The following is an 18,833-nucleotide window of genomic DNA, read 5'->3' as shown; positions in this document are numbered from 1 at the left end:
TTTACATTCTTTTAATCATTCCTCAAAGGGTCTTGCCAATATAAAACCGTTTGGAACTGGCCCAGTATCATCAATAAATAATTTCAAATTATTCACCCTCTATACGTTCGTTACAGAATGATTACAATCGTAACTGGATAACAACAAAACTGGATTTTTCTTCCTGTATTATAACGAGGAAATATGACGTTTTCTTAACTTCAAACTTTTTTAATGGAAATTTTAAGCAAAAATTTATGATACTCATTTAATATTATTCTAGTAAAATAGTTGTCATAACAACGATTTAATTTGTTTCTGTACTAAAACGGTACTACCAAAAAAATCCTCAAATTTGGCTCCCCATTATTTCCCATAATTATGTCATGCGTTTTCATGCTAAAGTATTACTTGTACAGCGAGACAATAACCAAACAAATGGAGGAATAAGACATGAAAAAAGTAATCTCATTATCAACATTGGCTGCTACTCTACTAGTGGGTGCTCCTGTAACTGCAGTACACGCGGATACAATTAATAAGGATACAAAAGCATATACTCAAAAAGTTGATTTAAATAATGTATTATTTAGCTACTTTAATCTACCAAGCTTAAACACTACTAACGGTAAAGTAGATTTAACTAAATTTGGTATTGATATGACGAAGCTTCAAGATGCAATTAAACAACAATTAGAAGCTCAATTAAAAGGTAATGGTTCAAATACACCTACTACAAAACCAACAGTACCAACAACGCCAGCTAAACCTGAAACACCATCAAATTCAGCATCATTATCAGCTTATGAATCAAAAGTAGTTGATTTAACAAATGCTGAACGTACTAAAGCTGGTTTAAAACCATTTACTGTTAATGCAACATTATCTAAAACAGCACGTTTAAAATCACAAGATATGACTGACAAGAATTACTTTGATCACACTTCACCGACTTATGGATCACCATTTGATATGATGAAACAATTCGGAATCACTTATAGCTATGCAGCAGAAAACATTGCTAAAGGTCAAAAAACACCTGAAGAAGTAGTTACTGCTTGGATGAACAGTGCTGGTCACCGTGCAAATATCTTAAATCCTAACTTAACTCAAATTGGTGTTGGTTATGATTCAAGATCAAATGCTTGGACTCAACAATTTATCGGTAAATAATAAATAAAATTGTATAAAGCTGTATTATAAGTAGTCCGTTTTTGCGGACTACTTTTTTATTATATGAAAATAATTTTGATGTATTCAAACATTATTTGATTGATCCTCGTACTAACCTTCTTCGCAAACTTTTCATCAAGGAAGAATCAATCTCTTCAATTGCAGAGTTATTTTTTCGAACCCCAGAACCGAAATGTATTTCTTCTACATTCGTAAATTCAATGAAGTCTGAAACATTTTCAATAGATAATCCGCTTCCTGCTAAAATTTTTAGATTCGATTTATTTGTCAGTTCGATCATATTTTTTATTGTTTCTTTTCCATCAATTGCACTAACAACACCGCCTGATGTTAATACATGCGTAATCTCAGGATATTGTTTTAATGTATCGATAGATGATAACAGATCATTTGATTCATCTATTGCTCTATGAAATGTAAAGTTCATTTCTTTTACTCGAGCTGTTACTTTTTTTAAAAGATCTTCATCAATTGTATTCTCTTTAGTCAAGGCTCCAAAAACGATACCAGCTGCTCCGAGCTCATTACATACATCAATATCGCTTAAGATTACTTCTTGATCATATTGATCATATAAAAATGAACGACTATGTGGTCGAATCATGACATGCACTGGAATAGAGACACTTTTAACAACCTGTTTAATTGTCGCATAACTTGGTGTCAATCCTCCCTCTTTTATTCCAGTAACTAATTCAATGCGATTTGCCCCAAAGCTTTCTGCATCTAATGCATCTTTTACGTTTGTGGCAATGACTTCTAATAACATTTCATTCATCTCACTTTTCATTAAGTAGTTGTTTTATGTCCGACGGGAATGGGATATCAATCGATATATTTTCTTTCGTAAAAGGATGTGTAAATTGTACATTGCTAGCGTGTAATCCTTGACGTTTCAATAATTTTTGTTTCCCACCATACACTAGATCTCCAATTAATGGATGACCTAAAAAACTTAAATGAACTCGGATTTGATGTGTTCGACCAGTATCTAACTGACATTCTAATATCGTTATATTCAAATTTGATATATATCTTATTTTTTTATAATGTGTAATTGCTTTATCGCCTTTTGGTGAAACCCTTCTTCTGGTAGGATGATGTCGATCCCTTCCAATCGCTTCATTTATTGTACCTTTAGGTAATTTTACATTCCCTTCAACTATAGCAGTATAGGTACGTTTTATTTTACGTTGACTTAACATCGAATCTAGAATTGAACTACTTAAAGCATGTTTAGCAAATACGACTCCACCGGTAGTGTCTTTATCGAGGCGGTGTATATGGCGTACTTTTGTTTTTAATCCATTTTCTTGAAAATGAAATGCTACCCCATTTGCTAATGTATTTAACTGTCCTTTTTCATTTGGATGTGTATCGACTCCATACGGTTTATTAACAATAAGTAAATGTTCATCTTCGTAGCAGACCTCAATAGATTGTTCTATTGGAATTACACCATATTCCTCTTCTATGTACAATTGCATTTCAACTTGGTCACCACTCAAAAGGATTGTATTCCAAGGTTTAACTTCTCCGTTAATCCTACAACCTTTTGCCATCCTTAATTCATGTAGCAACTTCTTTGGAAACTGCCACACATTTTTTAAATATGACTCCACTGTTTGATTTTTATATTCAACACCTATTATTACCTTAAACCATGGATTCTGTTGCTTTAACTCCATCATTAATCACCACTTTCAATATGACTATTATATCAAAATATAATTAGTCAAAAAAGAAGCACCTGTTTAGGTGCTCCCAGATTGTTGACAAACGCTCGCTTTCTNNAACTCCGCTCCTCACCAGGCTTCACGCCTCGAAAGACAAACGCTTGCAATCAGTCTGAAACTCAAGTTTTTAGTTAATGAATTAACATCCTTTGAAAGCATTCAGATAAACTTCTTCTAATTCTTTTACTAGAGGTAGTTTTGGATTTGCAGTAGTACATTGATCTTCGAAAGCACGATCAGCTAAATATGAAACTTTTTCTAAAAATTCTTTTTCAGTAACACCTTGTGCTTCGATGCTCATACTAATATTTAAATCCTTAGATAACTTAATAACTGCTGCAATTAAACTTTCAACGCCTTCTTCAGTAGTTGATGCTGGAAGTCCTAGGAAACGAGCAATTTCAGCATATCGTTCATCTGCAATGAAATGCTTATATTTAGGGAATGCTGTAAATTTAGTTGGTTTTTTTGCATTATATCTTATTACGTGCGGCATTAAGATTGCATTTGCTCTGCCATGAGGGATATGGAATTCCGCTCCAATTTTATGCGCTAAACTGTGGTTAATTCCTAAGAACGCATTTGCAAATGCCATACCTGCGATAGCTGATGCATTATGCATTTTTTCACGAGCTTCAAAATCGTTTCCATTTTCATATGCTTTAGGCAAGTATTTAAATACTAATTTTATAGCTTGTAAAGCTAATCCATCTGTATAATCATTTGCTAATACACTTACATAAGCCTCAATTGCATGTGTTAATACATCCATACCTGTATCCGCTGTAATGCTTTTAGGAACAGTTGATACGAATTGAGCGTCAATAATTGCAACATCAGGCGTTAATTCATAATCAGCTAAAGGATATTTAATATTATTAGCTTTATCAGTAATTACGGCAAAAGGTGTAACCTCAGAACCCGTACCAGAAGTAGTAGGTATTGCGACAAACTGAGCTTTACGACCTAATTTAGGGTATTTATAAGCTCTTTTTCGAATATCTAAGAATTTTTGTTTCGGTCCGTCTAAAGTAGTTTCCGGGTATTCAAAGAACATCCACATACCCTTGGCTGCGTCCATAGCTGATCCACCGCCAAAAGCGATAATTGTATCCGGTTCAAATGATAACATTCTATCTGCACCCTTCATTACAGTAACATCTGAAGGATCTGGTTCTACATCTGAAAAGATTTCAATCTGAATATTCTCTTGTCTTTTCTCCAAATAATATTTAATTACGTCAACATAACCTAATTTAACCATTGCTTCGTCTGTTACAATAAATGCTTTTTTAATATTAGGCATTTTTTCTAGATATTGAGTTGAATATTTTTCAAAATAAATTTTCGGTGGCAGTTTAACCCATTGCATATTCATATTTCTTCTTCCTAATTTTTTAATATTTAATAGGTGAACAGTTGTTACGTTTGTTGATACAGAGTTTTTACCGTGTGAACCACAGCCTAATGTAAGCGAAGGAATAAATGCGTTATATAAATCCCCAATTCCACCATGTGCTGAAGGAGCATTTGCAATAACACGACAAGCTTTCATTCTTAGACCAAATTCTTTTTGAATTTCTTCATTATTACTATGAATAACTGCCGAATGGCCTAATCCTCCTAGCTCTAACATTTCTTCACAACGTTTAAACCCTTCTTCTTTTCCATTTACTTTAATTGCAGCTAAAACTGGACTTAGTTTCTCTCTAGTTAAAGGTTCATTTGCGCCAACGCTTTCGCATTCAACGATAAGAATTTTTGTATCTACTGGGACATTTACCCCAGCTAACGCTGCTATTTCATATGCAGATTTACCAACAATATCACCATTTACAGCACATGTTGCTTCATTTATAACAAGCTTTTCTAATTTCTTTTTATCTTGTTTTGTAGCAAAATAACAATTATTTGCTTTTAACTCTGCTTTCACTTCATCATAAATTTCTTTATCTACAATAACTGCTTGTTCAGATGCACAAATCATTCCATTATCAAATGTTTTTGAAAGAATAAGATCATTTACTGCACACTTTATTTCAGCAGATTTCTCGATATAGCATGGTACATTACCAGGTCCAACCCCTAAAGCAGGTTTTCCTGTACTATAAGCCGATTTAACCATTCCAGCACCACCTGTTGCTAAAACAAGTGCTACTCCTTCATGATTCATTAAACACTTTGTTGCTTCAATTGAAGGGACTTCAATCCATTGTACGCAGTTTTCAGGTGCTCCAACTTTTATTGCCGCATCACGAACGATTCTTGCTGCTTCTCTACTACATTTTTGTGCGGAAGGATGAAAAGCAAATATAATTGGGTTTCTTGTTTTAATCGCAATGATTGCTTTAAATAATGTTGTTGATGTCGGATTAGTAGTTGGAGTGACACCTGCGATTACTCCAACAGGTTCAGCAATTTCTGTTATGCCAGTTTGTTGATCTTCACTTATAATCCCAACTGTTTTATTATCTTTTATTGAATTCCATATATATTCTGTTGCAAAAATATTTTTAATTATTTTATCCTCATAGATTCCTCGCCCAGTTTCCTCAACTGCCATTTTAGCAAGTGGCATATGTTGATCCAAACCAGCTAAAACCATCGAATGTACAATTTCATTGATTTGTTCTTGATTAAAGTTTTCAAATTCTTTTAATGCTTTTTGTCCTTTTATAACTAATTCATTTACCATTTCAGAAGCGTTACTAATTTCTTTTACAATTTTTTCTTGAACAGCCATTTGGCTCTCCTCCTCTGATGTTGGACATAAATTATCCAATTAGGATTCAAAACGTCCCATTTAATCAAATCATCTTGTGAAATATTTCACATTTTTGTTTACAAATATAATATATATCGTTTTAATTGAAAATGCTATGTCTTTTTTGTGAAATATTTCACATTTATTCGTATATATTTTAACTTTTTGTTGATTTTTGTTAATTCTTTTCTTTTTTCAAAAATTTCCGCATATGATAAAATTAGGAATAAGTTCTAGTAGAACTTTTTTCACCTGTTAGATTTTTCTAACAAAACTGGTAAAAAGGACGTGTAACCATGATTGCTCGAAGGAGCATTTGGCAACGTAAAGACTTATCCTACACTTAGCAGTTTTAATTTAGAGAACCAAAAGAACTCTAAAATAAAACTGAAGGTAGGCGAAACTATGGTTGACAGGCGATTATGTTATTTCTTCAATGATATATAGCTATGTAGTTAGAAAGCCAAAAAACTAACTACGAGCTCTATATGTACGTAGTTAGTTTATAAGCTGTACTTTTAACTACTAACTACGAAAAGAGGAAATAACAATGAGTAACAATCGTTTGGGTGAGACCTTAATGATTTTAATTGGTTCATTTATTTTAGCCACTACACTGTATCATTTTCATTATCAAAATAATTTAGCTGAAGGTGGATTTATTGGTATTGCTTTATTAGTAAAGAACGCACTAAATATATCACCTTCAATTACAACTTTGCTACTCGATATTCCAATTATCTTGATCGCTGGATTGTATTTAGGTAGAAAATTATTAATCAATACTACCATCGGAGCCATCTCGTTTTCTGTTTTTTATTCTATAATAGAAAAAACATCTTCTAATATTACATTTAACTTCGGAAATCATCTTTGGATACCCGCTATTTTAGGTGGAATTTTCGCTGGACTTGGTTTAGGGTTAATTCTAAGAAGTGGTGGTGCAACTGGTGGAGATGATTTAATAACAATAATAATGAGCAAAAAATCAAAAATATCGATTGGTAAAGTATATTTTATTTTTGACTTTATCATTCTTCTTTGTTCACTATCTTACCTATCATGGAATGAAGTAGGATATACAATTCTTTCTGTTGCAATCTGTGCGAAAGTAACAGAATTGGTCTATGAAAGTAAATTTCAAAAAAAATCTGTTACAATTAAAACTAATGAAAAAAGATTACATGCTTAATGCATGTAATCTTTTTTACGTTGTAAATTAGAGTTTCAAACCTTTTTTGATTCAGAAAAATCGGTGAGCTCATTTAGAACATTTTCGGCAGCTAAATCGTAAAGACAATCTTTAAATAGTATTGCCAGTCTTCGATAATCATTATATTTATCTAATAGCTCGTCCACAGATGAGGCTTCACCTATGTTTGTTTTTTTTACTTCTTCTTGCTTTTTAGCAAACTTAATTGTAAATGTACCTAGTTTTTCAAACATTGAACCGTAGAATTCATCAAAGTTCGATACGCTTACTAATTCTTCTTCTTCAGCGTCTACTTGAAGACCATCAAATTCTCGTAAGAGTTCATAAATAATGCTACTGTACTCATCATTTAAATAAATACTTTTTTCGATCCTGTACCCGATCACTCGATAGAAATGACCATCGTTCTTTACAAATTGAACAGTATCATTTATTTTAAACTTAAAATACTTAAACATTGAATTTCACCCCTACCAATGTCTTTTATCATACTATTTACAAAACACTATAGATACTATACAGCCAAAACTTGACAAATTTAAAAATCTTGACTAAATTCACTACATTCTTGAAAATGATTTAGAATATTGGTAACCTATACGTACAATACCCACTTTATTAACAACTTTAAATCATAATTTAGGAGGTGTGCTCTTCCTTGTTAACCGAAAACGACAAACTTCTTCTAGATGATTTAACAAGTTTAATGATTCGAGTTCGAAAAAACTGGCAAAAAACTGATGAGGAAGTAAAAAACTCCTTAACTCCACCAAAATATTTGCTTTTATATTTAATATATAAAAATCAAAAACTTACTGCTTCTGAACTTGGAAGACAAATTGGACTATCTTCAGGTTCTATTACAACAGCTGTGAATAAATTGGTTAATAATCATTTAATTTCTCGAAAAAGAGATAGCCGTGATCGAAGAGTTACATGGCTTGAATTAACTGATGAAGGAAAACGTTTAATTGAAGAAAACTTCAATTTCCGTCAGGAATTGTGGCTAAATTTATTCGAAAATCTTTCACCTAGTGAAAGGGATCAATTTCGATTTTTATTAAACAAATTAATCTCAAACTAAAAAGGTTACCTCTTAGGAGATAACCTTTTTAGTTTGGAATATTATTTGCCAGTTTTTAATTCTGTCCAATACTTATCATATAATTCTGTTTGGTCCCCAACGTCCTTAATCCAGTTGGTTGCATCAGTTTGTTCTTTTGTTACATTAATAAACGGATTTTGTTTATACTCCGCCGAATGATATGGTCCTGATTTACTATTTGGATCCGCATAACCAATCGCCTCATAATTTTGTGCACTTACTTTTGGGTCATATAGATAATTAATAAACTTTTCAGCTAGATCTTTTTGTTTTGCATCTTTTGGTATTGCTATAGTATCTGCCCATCTTGATGATCCTTCTTTTGGTACAACCCATTTAATATCTTTAAGCTCTTTTTGAATATATGCAGCATCTCCGGACCATACTTGACCAATCCATGCATCTTCTGTAATAAACTTTTGTTTCACCGTATCTGTGTCGAATGCTAATAAATTAGGTGTTAATGTTTTTAAATTGTTATAAGCTTTTAGCAATTCGTCTTCATTTGTTGAGCTATTTGAATAACCATTTTTAATTAATCCCATTCCAAATACTTCTCTATTATCATCAAGTAAAGTTACATGACCTTTGTATTTTGGGTTCCATAAATCATCCCAGCTATTTATATCTTCTTTTACATATTTTGGATTATAAGCAATCCCCGTTAATCCCCCAGTATAAACAACAGAATAGTCACCTTTTGGATCAAACTCTTGATTTGTATATTCTGGTGAAATATTATTTAAATTTGGCATCTTATTTTTATCCAATTTAGCCAACATATTTTGATGAATCATTAGTTTAACCATATAATCTGAAGGCTGAATTACATCATAATTCGAACCACCAGCTTTTAGTTTTGCATACAACTCTTCATTACTTGCAAAAACTTGATAATTAATTTTAACATCATATTTCTTTTCAAATGATTCTAAAACCTTCTCGTCAAAATTATCTGCCCAGCTATAAATATTTAATTCTTTTTTTCCAACTGAACAGGCAGATAAAAGTAAACTTACTAAGCCTAAAGAAACCATTATTGTAGCAGTTTTTCTAAATATACTCATAATGCCTACTGACTACCTCCTTAAAATTTGGCACATAAACCAGTATGCCTTAATTGAATTCTAAACCAGAAAATTCGTTTTTAAGTGGAACTAGAAAAAAGGTCACTAGCACTTTTAAACGATATAGGATTTTTTCTCTGATTCTTCTTGATTATTAATACCTTTTGTACGAAAAACTTCAGAAATTACCATTAAGAAAATAATTGTAACAATTAAAATCGTCGAAATTGCATTTATTTCAGGAGTTACACCTTTTTTAACCATTCCATAAATATAAATTGGCAATGTAGTTGAACCTGGTCCTGAAACAAAAAAGCTTATGACAAAATCATCAATACTTAATGTAAAACATAAAAGTGCTGAAGCTATAATTCCAGGCATTAGCGCTGGTAAAGTTACAAATCTAAATGTCTGCCATGGTGTAGCACCAAGATCAGTTGCAGCATCTTCTAAATCAGATGACATTCCTGAAAGTCGTGCTTCTAAAAGAATAATGACATATGAAATACAAAAAGTGACATGGGCAATAATAATTGTGATACTACCTAATTCAATATGGAAATTAGTAAATAGTATTAGTAATGAAAGTCCCATTAAAATATCTGGAACGACAATTGGTAAGTAAACTAGCCCACTAATAAGATTTGAAAATTTATATTTATGCTTATGTAAGGCAAGTGCACAAATAGTACCAAGAATTGTTGAAAGGATTGTCGTTACAATGGCAATAAATAAACTATTTATAAAGGCATCAATAACTTGCGGGTTATGAAATAAATTTATGTACCAATCAAACGTAAATCCAGTCCAATGTGCATTAATCTTTGATTTATTAAATGAAAATAGGATTAATATCAAGATTGGTAAGTATAAACAAATCAAGATAATTGTTGAAAATCCAATAAGTATAGGTTTTTTCATTTATTTTTCACCTCTACTTTTATCAGCACCAATATTTTTTGTAGCTAAATAGTAAAGTCCTATTAAACCGATTGAAGTAATGACTAAGAATATTGAAAGTGCGGAACCAAATGGCCAGTTTCTTGCTGCTAAGAATTGATTTTGAATGACATTTCCGATTAAAGCAACTTTTGATCCACCCATTACATCAGAAACGACAAACATTCCAAATGAAGCAACAAAAACTAAAATACTACCTGCAAAAATCCCCTTCATCGTTAACGGAAGAGTTACATATATAAAGGTTTGAAGTGGAGTAGCCCCTAAATCATTAGCAGCGTCCAATTTTCGGTTATCCAATTGCTCAATGGCAACAAAGATCGGTAACACCATAAATGGTAGTAATGTATAGACCATTCCCATTATGACTGATGGTGTATTATAAAGTAGTTGTAAAGGTTCTTTTATAATCCCAAGCTGGATTAATAATGTGTTAATAATCCCTTTTGAACGAAGGATAACAATTAATGCATATGATCTCACTAAGAAATTTATCCAAAAGGGGATTGTGATTAATAATAGTAAAACCCTCTGCCATTTTTCATTTACAACTGTAGCCGTATATGCATAAGGATATCCAATCAAAAGAGTTATTATTGTAGTAACTAAAGCAATCCAAAAAGTTGTCCATAAAACTTTTAAATAAAGTGGGTCAAAAACTTTTACAATATTTTCAAGTGTAAATGTTTTTTCAATTTCACCGTACATTCCATTTTTCATAAATGCAAAACCAAAAATTAATAATAAAGGTACTAGAAAAAAAACTAATAGCCAGATAATCGTAGGTGCAATTATGTACTTTTCATTTCTCAATACATAATCACCTCATCTTCCGACTTCCAACTAATCTCAACTTTATCATTTCGATTAAAACTTGTTTGATCTGGCATTTGATAGACAATAATCGTTTGTTCATGTTTTTGTAAATCAATAAAGATTTTATTTAGAGTCCCGACAAATTCTACATCTCTTATTATGCCTGAATAAGGATTATTCTCATTTGTAGCATGAGAAACTTTAATATTTTCTGGTCTAACTGCAATTTCTTTCACACCTTTATCAAAGAAATTATTTTCACCAATAAATGTAGCAACAAATTTGCTTGCTGGATGTTGATAAATTTCTTTCGGTGTGCCGATTTGTTCGATTTTCCCATTATTCATAACGACGATTCGATCACTCATGCTCATCGCTTCTTCTTGATCATGGGTTACATAAATAAAAGTAATTCCTAATTCGCGTTGAAGATTTTTCAGTTGCCTTTGTAAATCTTTACGAAGCTTAAAATCAAGTGCTCCTAGTGGTTCGTCTAATAATAAGACTTTTGGATTGTTCACTATTGCACGAGCGATTGCAACCCTTTGCTGTTGTCCACCTGATAACTGACTAGGTTTACGATTTCTATATTCAGTTAATTGGGTTAATCTCATCGCTTCGTCAGCACGGACCTTTTGCTCTTCTAACGAAATACCTTTCATTTTTAATCCAAATTGAATATTTCTTTCAACATTCAAATGAGGAAATAATGCATAGTGTTGGAATACTAAGTTCATATCCCTTTTATATGGAGGTAAACTATTAATTGCTTCTCCATTTAGTTTGATTACACCTGACGATGGTTCTTCAAAACCAGCAATCATTCTTAATAGTGTCGTTTTCCCACAACCACTTGGTCCTAAGATTGTTAAGAATTCTCCAGAATAAATTTCTAGTGAAAGTGGAGAAATCACATAATTTTCACTAAAATTTTTCTCGACCTGTTCAATTTCAATTATATTTTTCATTTTCGCGTCCCATCTATATTAATATTTTTATAATTATGTAAAAATGTATAAATTATTTTCAACATATAAAAAGCCCCTTTTGTCAAGGAGCTAAGAAACTAAGTTACAATTAACCTTTATTTTAACAATTTACGAATAAACCGTAAAGCGTTTTTTGTTGTATGATATCTAATTTTCAAGTCAATTTTAGTAGTTTGTAAAAGGACACTTTTATCATGTGTAAAAGCAGCAAAACTGTACTCCCCATGATAATTTCCTGAACCACTTTCTCCTACCCCACCAAAAGGTAAATTCGGATTCGCCATATGATAAAGCGTATCGTTTACACATCCACCACCAAAAGGAACTCTCTCAATTACCTTATTAGCAATCTGTTTACTTTCTGTAAAGACGTATAGTGCTAATGGCTTAGGGTGTTGATTAATTTCATTGATTACTTCATCTATATTTTCATAGGTAAGAATTGGTAAAATGGGACCGAATATTTCTTCAGACATAATTGGGGAATCCCAAGATAAATCAGAAATTAAAGTTGGTTCGATTTTATGAGATGATTGATCAAATTCCCCACCATGTAGGATTTCACCATTATTCAAAAATCCAACTAAGCGGTTAAAATGGCGATCACTGATGATCTTTGTATAATCATTATTTAACAAAGGCTTATCACTATAAAACTGAACAATTTCATTCTTTAATGCATCAATAAAATCCTTTTTTACTGATTTGTGGACATAAATATAATCTGGAGCAATACAAGTCTGTCCTGCATTTGTAAATTTTCCCCAAACAATTCTCTTCGCAGCAAGTTGGATATTCGAATCGTTGTGTACAATTGTTGGGCTTTTCCCACCTAATTCAAGTATTAATGGCGTTAAATTTTTACTTGCTGCTTCCATCACAATTTTTCCAACTTGAACACTGCCAGTAAAAAAGATGAAATCAAACTTTTGTTGTAATAATATCGTGCTTTCTTCGATTCCACCATCAACTACCGTAATATATTCTTTATCAAAATTCTCATTAATAATTTTATTAATAATGATTGATGTATTTGGCGTTAATTCTGATGGTTTAATAATAGCAGTATTTCCACCAATTATTGCACCAATTAATGGAGCCATCGTTAATTGAAAAGGATAATTCCAAGGCGAAATAATTAATGTTACTCCATACGGTTCTCTGTATATATATCCTTTTGTACCAATATGCGTTATCGGAGTTTTTACTTTTTTAGGCTTCATCCATCTTTTAATATGTTTGATTGCTTCCGATATTTCTTTTAATGCAAATCCAATTTCAGTCATATAGGCTTCAAAATCTGACTTATTTAAATCCTTTTTTAAGGCAATTTTTATTTCTTCCTCGTTCTCAACTATTGATTTATATAATTTTTCTAATTGTTCAATTCGAAAATTTGAAGTTTTAGTTGAACCAGTCTGAAAAAATGCTTTTTGCCTAGTTACTAATTGTGTTATTTCAGATGCTTTATATGTACTTTCCAAAATTATCACATCCTTTTTAAGTCCAATAGTTTAAACGTATAATCTAATGCTAATTTAAAATCTCACATAAAGTCAATATTTCTGTGAATACTATTATTAATATTAACTAGTGTAGGAATCGAAATATTAACTTTGTTAAGAGAATGTAAAGATATTGTAAATTTGTAAATTAATTAAACGTTTTTAATTGATTAATTTCAAAAACCAATTATTATTATTAACGTGGCCTTTACTTTTTTCGACATTTTTACATAGTTTCTGACATTTTAAAATTAACTGACAAATGTGAAGGTGATAATAAATTATATGTTTTAGTTGGAGGAATCATAATGTTTTTTGGACAAAAAAAGGATGTATTCTTTGAAAAGCTTTTAGGTATTGCTGAGAACTTGCACGTATCATCAAAGTATTATGTTGATTTTAAAATAAAAAATGCAAGCGACTTAAAGAAGTTTCAAGAAGAAATGAAAGAATATGAAACAAAAGGTGATAAGTTTATTCACTCTTTAATCGTTGAATTAAACAAAACTTTTATTACTCCAATTGAGAGAGAAGATATTTTACAACTTGCAATGAAAATGGATGATGTATTAGATGGATTTGAACATTGTTCAGCACGATTTGAAATGTATTCAATCACTTCTGCTGATGAATATATGGTTAAATTCGTTGATATTCTTCAAAAAGCTGTTGAAGAAATTTTACTTGCAGTTAAATTACTTTCAAATAAAAAATTATTAGAAATCCGTGTTCATGCAATTAAAATTAAGGATTACGAGTCTCAGTGTGATGAACTATTACGTACATCAATTAAACAATTGTTTATGAATGAAAAAGATCCAATTAAAATTATTCAGTATAAAGAAATCTACGAAAATCTAGAATCTGTAGCTGATAGTGCGCAGGATGTAGCAAACACACTTGAGCAAATTATCATGCGAAATGCGTAAGGAGTCATAAAATGGAGCATTTATTTTTACTTACGATTTTAATCGTGATTTTTGCATTTTTGTTTGATTTTATTAATGGATTCCATGATACTGCAAATGCAATTGCAACGTCAGTTTCAACAAAAGCATTGAAACCACGTACAGCTATTTTATTAGCCGCAATAATGAATTTCATTGGTGCGATTACATTTACAGGTGTTGCAAAAACGATTACAACTGGTATCGTTGATCCGATTACGATTGAAGGTTCAAATGGACTAGTTGTTGTTATTGCAGCTTTATTAGGCGGTATATTTTGGAACTTATTAACTTGGTATTTTGGAATCCCAAGTAGTTCTTCTCATGCAATCATTGGTGCAATAGCTGGTGCAGCTGTCTCTGCAAAAGGAATTGACGTTTTAGAGGCAGACGGTTTTATTAAAATTATCGAAGCTTTATTAATTTCTCCTGTTATTGCAATTACGCTTGGTTTTATTGTTATGACAATTTTAGCAGCTATTTTCCGTCGTTCTAACCTATCTAAAACTAATAAAGGCTTTAGATTAGTCCAAATTTTCACTGCTTCTTTACAGTCATTTACTCACGGTACAAATGATGCACAAAAAGCAATGGGAATTATCATGATCGCTTTAATTGCCGCTAAAATTGAACCAGCAGGTGCAGATGTTCCTTTATGGGTACGTATCGGTTGTGCTATGGCAATGGCAATTGGTACATCAGTTGGTGGATGGAAAATTATTAAAACTGTTGGTGGAAAAATCATGAAAATCCGCCCGATTAATGGTGCAGCAGCAGACTTATCATCAGCAGCTATTATTTTCACATTTACTGCTTTACATTTACCAGTAAGTACAACTCACGTAATTTCTTCTTCTATTATGGGGGTAGGTTCTGCTCAACGTGTTAAAGATGTAAACTGGGGTACTGCAAAACGTATGGTAATAACATGGATTATTACAATTCCAATTTCAGCAACAGTGGCTGCAATTTTCTATCAAATTTTAAAACTAATCTTACTTTAATGAAAAAAAGGCGAAACGTAAAAATTACGATTCGCCTTTTTAATTTACATATATTCTCTTTTCCTTTTTGGCTTTGTAATAAAATAGATTAACACCAACAGTAAAATTACCGAGCCTGCAATAATAAATGTATTCATAGAAACGATGGTCGGTCGGTCATATGATTTAGCAGCTAATAACGCAGTACTGAAAAGTTCTTCGTTATTCGTCCATACTTCAACTGTACCAAGTTTTTGATTTTTAGAAATTCCATTTTCCTTGTATGACTTATCTATTACATTTAAAGGTTTTATTTTAATATCGTAATTTACATTCGAGCCTAGTGCAGTCAAAAAGGATAAATCGTTTGGTATTTTTGTTTGAATTAGATTATTTCTAATTTTTAATTCTCTCTGCCAATCACCTTGTTTTATAAGCGTTTTTTTATGGATTCTTGAAAATGCATAGGAATCTAATAACTTAATATCTTGTAGATATTGCGGTTTTGATGAGCGCAATAAAATATTAATAATCATTTGCCCGTCTTTTTTATCTATTTCAATTAAAGTATTTCTAGCAGAATCAGTATATCCAGTTTTCCCTGCATAAAAGTAAGGATTTTTAAACATTTTTCCACGATTAAAAATATATACGTTCTTTTGCTTAGATGTACTAATACGTGCATCCTTTGTCCCCATTGCTTTAATAATTAATGGGTATTTTAAAGCTTCTTTTGTAATTAAAGCTAAATCATGTGCGGTTGTATAATGATTTACATTGTGAAGACCATTTGGATTCATAAAATTTGTGTGATTTGCGCCAATCTTTTTAGCTTTTTCATTCATCATTCTTACAAAGTTGTCCATATTTCCACCAACTCGTTCACCAATAGCATATGCTAAATCATTGGCACTTAAAATCATCATTGTTTTTAATGCTGTATTTCGATCCAAAACCTCTCCTTCAGTAAAAAGAATTTGGGAATTACTTTTTTCTTCTTGGATACTTCTTTTTGTCATTTGAATTTTATCATTCTCTTTTAAATGATCCATCATAACCATTGCGGTCATTATTTTAGTTGTGCTAGCTGGGAAATCAACTTTATTTGCGTTCTTACTATAAATAACTTCCCCACTATCAGCCAATATTGAAATTGCTTTATCACTAAATAGGTTTATTTCGTCTGCGTGTACAGTTTTTTGAATAAAGAAGCTACTAATTAAGCTTATACTAAGACATAATTTCATAATATTATTAAAAGTAGATTTCATGAACACTAAATCTCCTTTGAACTTTTTTCATTTAGTTATTTCGTACAGGTTACATAACTCAAATTTAAATAACATGACTTGGTATAAAAGGTGTGGTTTGAAAAAACAATAATGCACCTATTATAACCTTTTCATACTAATGTCTCAACTTACTTAAATTAGTAGTATTTTTCACATAAAATAGAATATATCGGTTATTTCCCGGAAAATCGACATATCTAATCCTTTAATTTATCAATATATTTTAATCCCTCCCTTTTGCTTAAAGGTGATAAATTAGTTTGTTTAATAAATAATTCAACCTCATTAGGATTGATATACGAATACTCTCTCAATGCCCAACCTATTGCTTTTTGAATGAAAAATTCTTTGCTTTCTTTGAGTAGACGGCAATAATGAAATAAACGTTCCTGATCCGTTTTCTCCTTAAACTTCATTTGAAATAATATCGCTACTCTATTCAGCCACATATTATCGGAAGAAATCCACCTATTAGCGTACTCATCAATCAGTTCTGGATAGATTAAAAAATGATAACTAATTAATCGTCCAGCAAGCGTATCAACGGTATCCCACCAAGACTTTTCGACTACTAGTTGTTCATATAATTTAATCCGTCCGAGCTCTGCTTTTTTATACTGGCGATCTAAACATGCTAATGCAATATATTGAAATTCTCTTTCTTCTAAGCTCCAAATATCGATGATTGATTCTAAATTTGGTGGTTCACCATTACTCATTCGAAACTGTCTAAACAGTGCATTTCGTTCTGGTGCTTTAATTCCTAAAAATGTAAATCTATTTTTCATATAAGCTTCCATTGCTGGCCGATTTTCATTATTTATATGTTCTTTAAAAAATCTCATTAACTCTGTTGAATAGTTGTCCATTCTACACTCCCTACTGATTATTAAATATCATCTTTAAAAATTTAACAGCATAGCAATTTATTAAATGCAATATAAATCTTTTCTTCTATTATAAATGAGCATAAAGTTTAATGAAAAGTGTATAAAGCAAAATTGTGTAAATTTTCCGAAGATTGGTTTATGATAGATAAGTCAATAAGAAAGGAGGATATTATGCAACCAGCAGTTAATACAAAGGTTATTAATCAGTCAACAATGTATCAAATTTTATTTGCAATCAGTTTAGGCCATTTATTAAATGATTCTATGCAAGCAGTTGTACCAGCCATATTTCCAATTTTAGAAAAGACAATGAATTTAACTTATACAGAAATTGGATTCATAGCCTTTGCGCTAAATATGACTTCCTCTGTAATGCAACCCGTTTTTGGAATATTTTCCGATCGAAAGCCTTCACCATTTCTCCTACCAATTGGAATGGCATCCAGTTTATTAGGAATGCTTTGCTTAGCATTTGCACCTAATTTATTTATTGTATTATTATCGGTTCTATTAATTGGTATAGGTTCTGCCATCTTCCACCCAGAAGGCTCAAAAGTAGCCTTTTTAGCGTCTGGATCAAAAAGAGGACTCTCACAAGCTATCTACCAGGTAGGCGGAAATACAGGGAACTCACTTGCACCAATCTTTACGGCGCTAATTTTCGTACCACTAGGACAAAAAGGTGCTGCATGGTTTACAATCTTAGCTGCTATAGGAATTTGTGTATTAATTTACGTATCCACATGGTATCGAAATAAACTGAAAGAAAATCCGTTTAAATTAAAAAGTAAAGGCCAGCCTTCAGGTGAACCTATCAAAATTACATCAGCTGTAAAATTTGCTATTATACTGCTAGTATTTATTACATTTGCACGTTCCTGGTACTCAGCAGGCATCGGTAATTATTATCAGTTTTACTTAATTAAAAGTTATGGTTTATCGATTAAAAGCACACAGTTATATTTATTTATCTTTATGATTGCAGGCGTAATTGGTACTTTCATAGGTGGAACGCTAGCTGATCGTTTCGGAAAACGGAATATGATTTTATTCTCATTAGTTGGTACGTTTCCATTAGCCTTATTATTACCTCATATCTCTTTGCTAGCGGTTATACCAATATTGTTTTTAATTGGGATCATTAGTTCAAGTTCCTTTAGTGTAATTGTTGTTTACGCTCAAGAACTCGTTCCTGGAAAAGTTGGTTTAGTAAGTGGATTAATAGTTGGTTTAGCATTTGGAATGGGTGCTTTAGGAGCAGTATTGTTAGGTGTAATTGCCGATGCAACTAGCCTTAATTTCGTAATGAATTTATGTAGCTTCCTACCGCTATTAGGTTTAGTAACTTTTATGCTGCCAAATGATCGAAAAAAATCACCATAAGTAGAATGTA

At 31.6% G+C, this 18,833-nt stretch carries 16 protein-coding genes and 1 pseudogene; 6 read left to right on the top strand and 11 right to left on the bottom strand.

Annotation, left to right across the window (positions count from 1 at the left end):
• Positions 1-432: 432 nt before the first annotated feature.
• Positions 433-1,152 carry a CAP domain-containing protein gene (locus COJ46_RS25250; RefSeq protein ID WP_097975803.1) on the top strand — a complete coding sequence of 240 codons (720 nt, stop codon included), beginning with the start codon at positions 433-435 and terminating at the stop codon, positions 1,150-1,152.
• A gap of 91 nt (positions 1,153-1,243) precedes the next feature.
• Here the strand turns inward: COJ46_RS25250 and COJ46_RS13800 are convergent, their stop codons facing one another.
• From COJ46_RS13800 to adhE, 3 genes are all read right to left on the bottom strand, one after another.
• Positions 1,244-1,942 (bottom strand): copper homeostasis protein CutC, encoded by a 699-nt coding sequence (locus COJ46_RS13800; protein WP_097976183.1) that lies wholly within the window; start codon positions 1,940-1,942, stop codon positions 1,244-1,246.
• 10 nt (positions 1,943-1,952) lie between these two features.
• A complete protein-coding gene (locus COJ46_RS13795) occupies positions 1,953-2,861 on the bottom strand; it encodes an RluA family pseudouridine synthase (protein WP_097976185.1) in 909 nt (302 codons plus the stop codon).
• A 187-nt stretch (positions 2,862-3,048) separates the two neighbouring features.
• Entirely contained in the window at positions 3,049-5,652 is a 2,604-nt protein-coding gene (adhE, locus tag COJ46_RS13790; protein ID WP_097975805.1) for a bifunctional acetaldehyde-CoA/alcohol dehydrogenase, read from the bottom strand.
• 601 nt (positions 5,653-6,253) lie between these two features.
• On the opposite strand from adhE, the gene COJ46_RS13785 reads away from it, so the two are divergent.
• On the top strand, positions 6,254-6,865 hold the full coding sequence (locus COJ46_RS13785) for a YitT family protein (RefSeq protein WP_097976187.1): 612 nt from the start codon (positions 6,254-6,256) through the stop codon (positions 6,863-6,865).
• A 280-nt stretch (positions 6,866-7,145) separates the two neighbouring features.
• Here COJ46_RS13785 and COJ46_RS25350 read toward each other — a convergent pair.
• Positions 7,146-7,344, bottom strand: a pseudogene (locus COJ46_RS25350) (histidinol dehydrogenase); the annotation flags it as partial.
• 200 nt (positions 7,345-7,544) lie between these two features.
• Here COJ46_RS25350 and COJ46_RS13775 point away from each other — a divergent pair.
• Positions 7,545-7,970: a MarR family winged helix-turn-helix transcriptional regulator gene (locus COJ46_RS13775; RefSeq protein WP_097975809.1), complete on the top strand. Its 426-nt coding sequence runs from the start codon at positions 7,545-7,547 to the stop codon at positions 7,968-7,970.
• A 41-nt stretch (positions 7,971-8,011) separates the two neighbouring features.
• Here COJ46_RS13775 and COJ46_RS13770 read toward each other — a convergent pair whose 3' ends face one another.
• The 5 genes from COJ46_RS13770 to COJ46_RS13750 all read right to left on the bottom strand — a co-directional run bounded on the left by COJ46_RS13770 (position 8,012) and on the right by COJ46_RS13750 (position 13,307).
• On the bottom strand, positions 8,012-9,058 hold the full coding sequence (locus COJ46_RS13770) for a polyamine ABC transporter substrate-binding protein (RefSeq protein ID WP_097975810.1): 1,047 nt from the start codon (positions 9,056-9,058) through the stop codon (positions 8,012-8,014).
• Between the two features lie 114 nt (positions 9,059-9,172).
• On the bottom strand, positions 9,173-9,979 hold the full coding sequence (locus COJ46_RS13765) for an ABC transporter permease (protein WP_097975812.1): 807 nt from the start codon (positions 9,977-9,979) through the stop codon (positions 9,173-9,175).
• Positions 9,980-10,831 carry an ABC transporter permease gene (locus tag COJ46_RS13760; RefSeq protein WP_335448516.1) on the bottom strand — a complete coding sequence of 284 codons (852 nt, stop codon included), beginning with the start codon at positions 10,829-10,831 and terminating at the stop codon, positions 9,980-9,982.
• Positions 10,828-11,802, bottom strand: a complete 975-nt coding sequence (locus COJ46_RS13755; protein WP_097975813.1) for an ABC transporter ATP-binding protein — start codon at positions 11,800-11,802, stop codon at positions 10,828-10,830. The genes COJ46_RS13760 and COJ46_RS13755 overlap by 4 nt, the downstream gene beginning before the upstream one ends.
• Before the next feature lie 116 nt (positions 11,803-11,918).
• The gene (locus COJ46_RS13750; RefSeq protein ID WP_286133528.1) at positions 11,919-13,307 is read right to left on the bottom strand and encodes an aldehyde dehydrogenase; all 1,389 of its coding nucleotides are present in this window, start codon (positions 13,305-13,307) and stop codon (positions 11,919-11,921) included.
• 329 nt (positions 13,308-13,636) lie between these two features.
• Here COJ46_RS13750 and COJ46_RS13745 point away from each other — a divergent pair, with 329 nt between their 5' ends.
• The gene (locus tag COJ46_RS13745) at positions 13,637-14,257 is read left to right on the top strand and encodes a DUF47 domain-containing protein (protein WP_097975815.1); all 621 of its coding nucleotides are present in this window, start codon (positions 13,637-13,639) and stop codon (positions 14,255-14,257) included.
• A gap of 11 nt (positions 14,258-14,268) precedes the next feature.
• The gene (locus COJ46_RS13740) at positions 14,269-15,279 is read left to right on the top strand and encodes an inorganic phosphate transporter (RefSeq protein ID WP_097975817.1); all 1,011 of its coding nucleotides are present in this window, start codon (positions 14,269-14,271) and stop codon (positions 15,277-15,279) included.
• A 44-nt stretch (positions 15,280-15,323) separates the two neighbouring features.
• On the opposite strand, the gene COJ46_RS13735 is transcribed toward COJ46_RS13740, so the two are convergent.
• Positions 15,324-16,529 (bottom strand): D-alanyl-D-alanine carboxypeptidase family protein, encoded by a 1,206-nt coding sequence (locus tag COJ46_RS13735; protein WP_097975819.1) that lies wholly within the window; start codon positions 16,527-16,529, stop codon positions 15,324-15,326.
• A 218-nt stretch (positions 16,530-16,747) separates the two neighbouring features.
• On the bottom strand, positions 16,748-17,419 hold the full coding sequence (locus tag COJ46_RS13730) for a DNA alkylation repair protein (protein ID WP_097975820.1): 672 nt from the start codon (positions 17,417-17,419) through the stop codon (positions 16,748-16,750).
• Positions 17,420-17,611: 192 nt separating this feature from the next.
• On the opposite strand from COJ46_RS13730, the gene COJ46_RS13725 reads away from it, so the two are divergent.
• Positions 17,612-18,823, top strand: a complete 1,212-nt coding sequence (locus COJ46_RS13725) for an MFS transporter (protein WP_097975822.1) — start codon at positions 17,612-17,614, stop codon at positions 18,821-18,823.
• Positions 18,824-18,833: the final 10 nt, after the last annotated feature.

The organism is Bacillus sp. AFS077874, assembly GCF_002566505.1.
GTDB lineage: Bacteria > Bacillota > Bacilli > Bacillales > Bacillaceae_G > Gottfriedia.
This window is presented reverse-complemented; position numbering and strand designations above follow the sequence as displayed.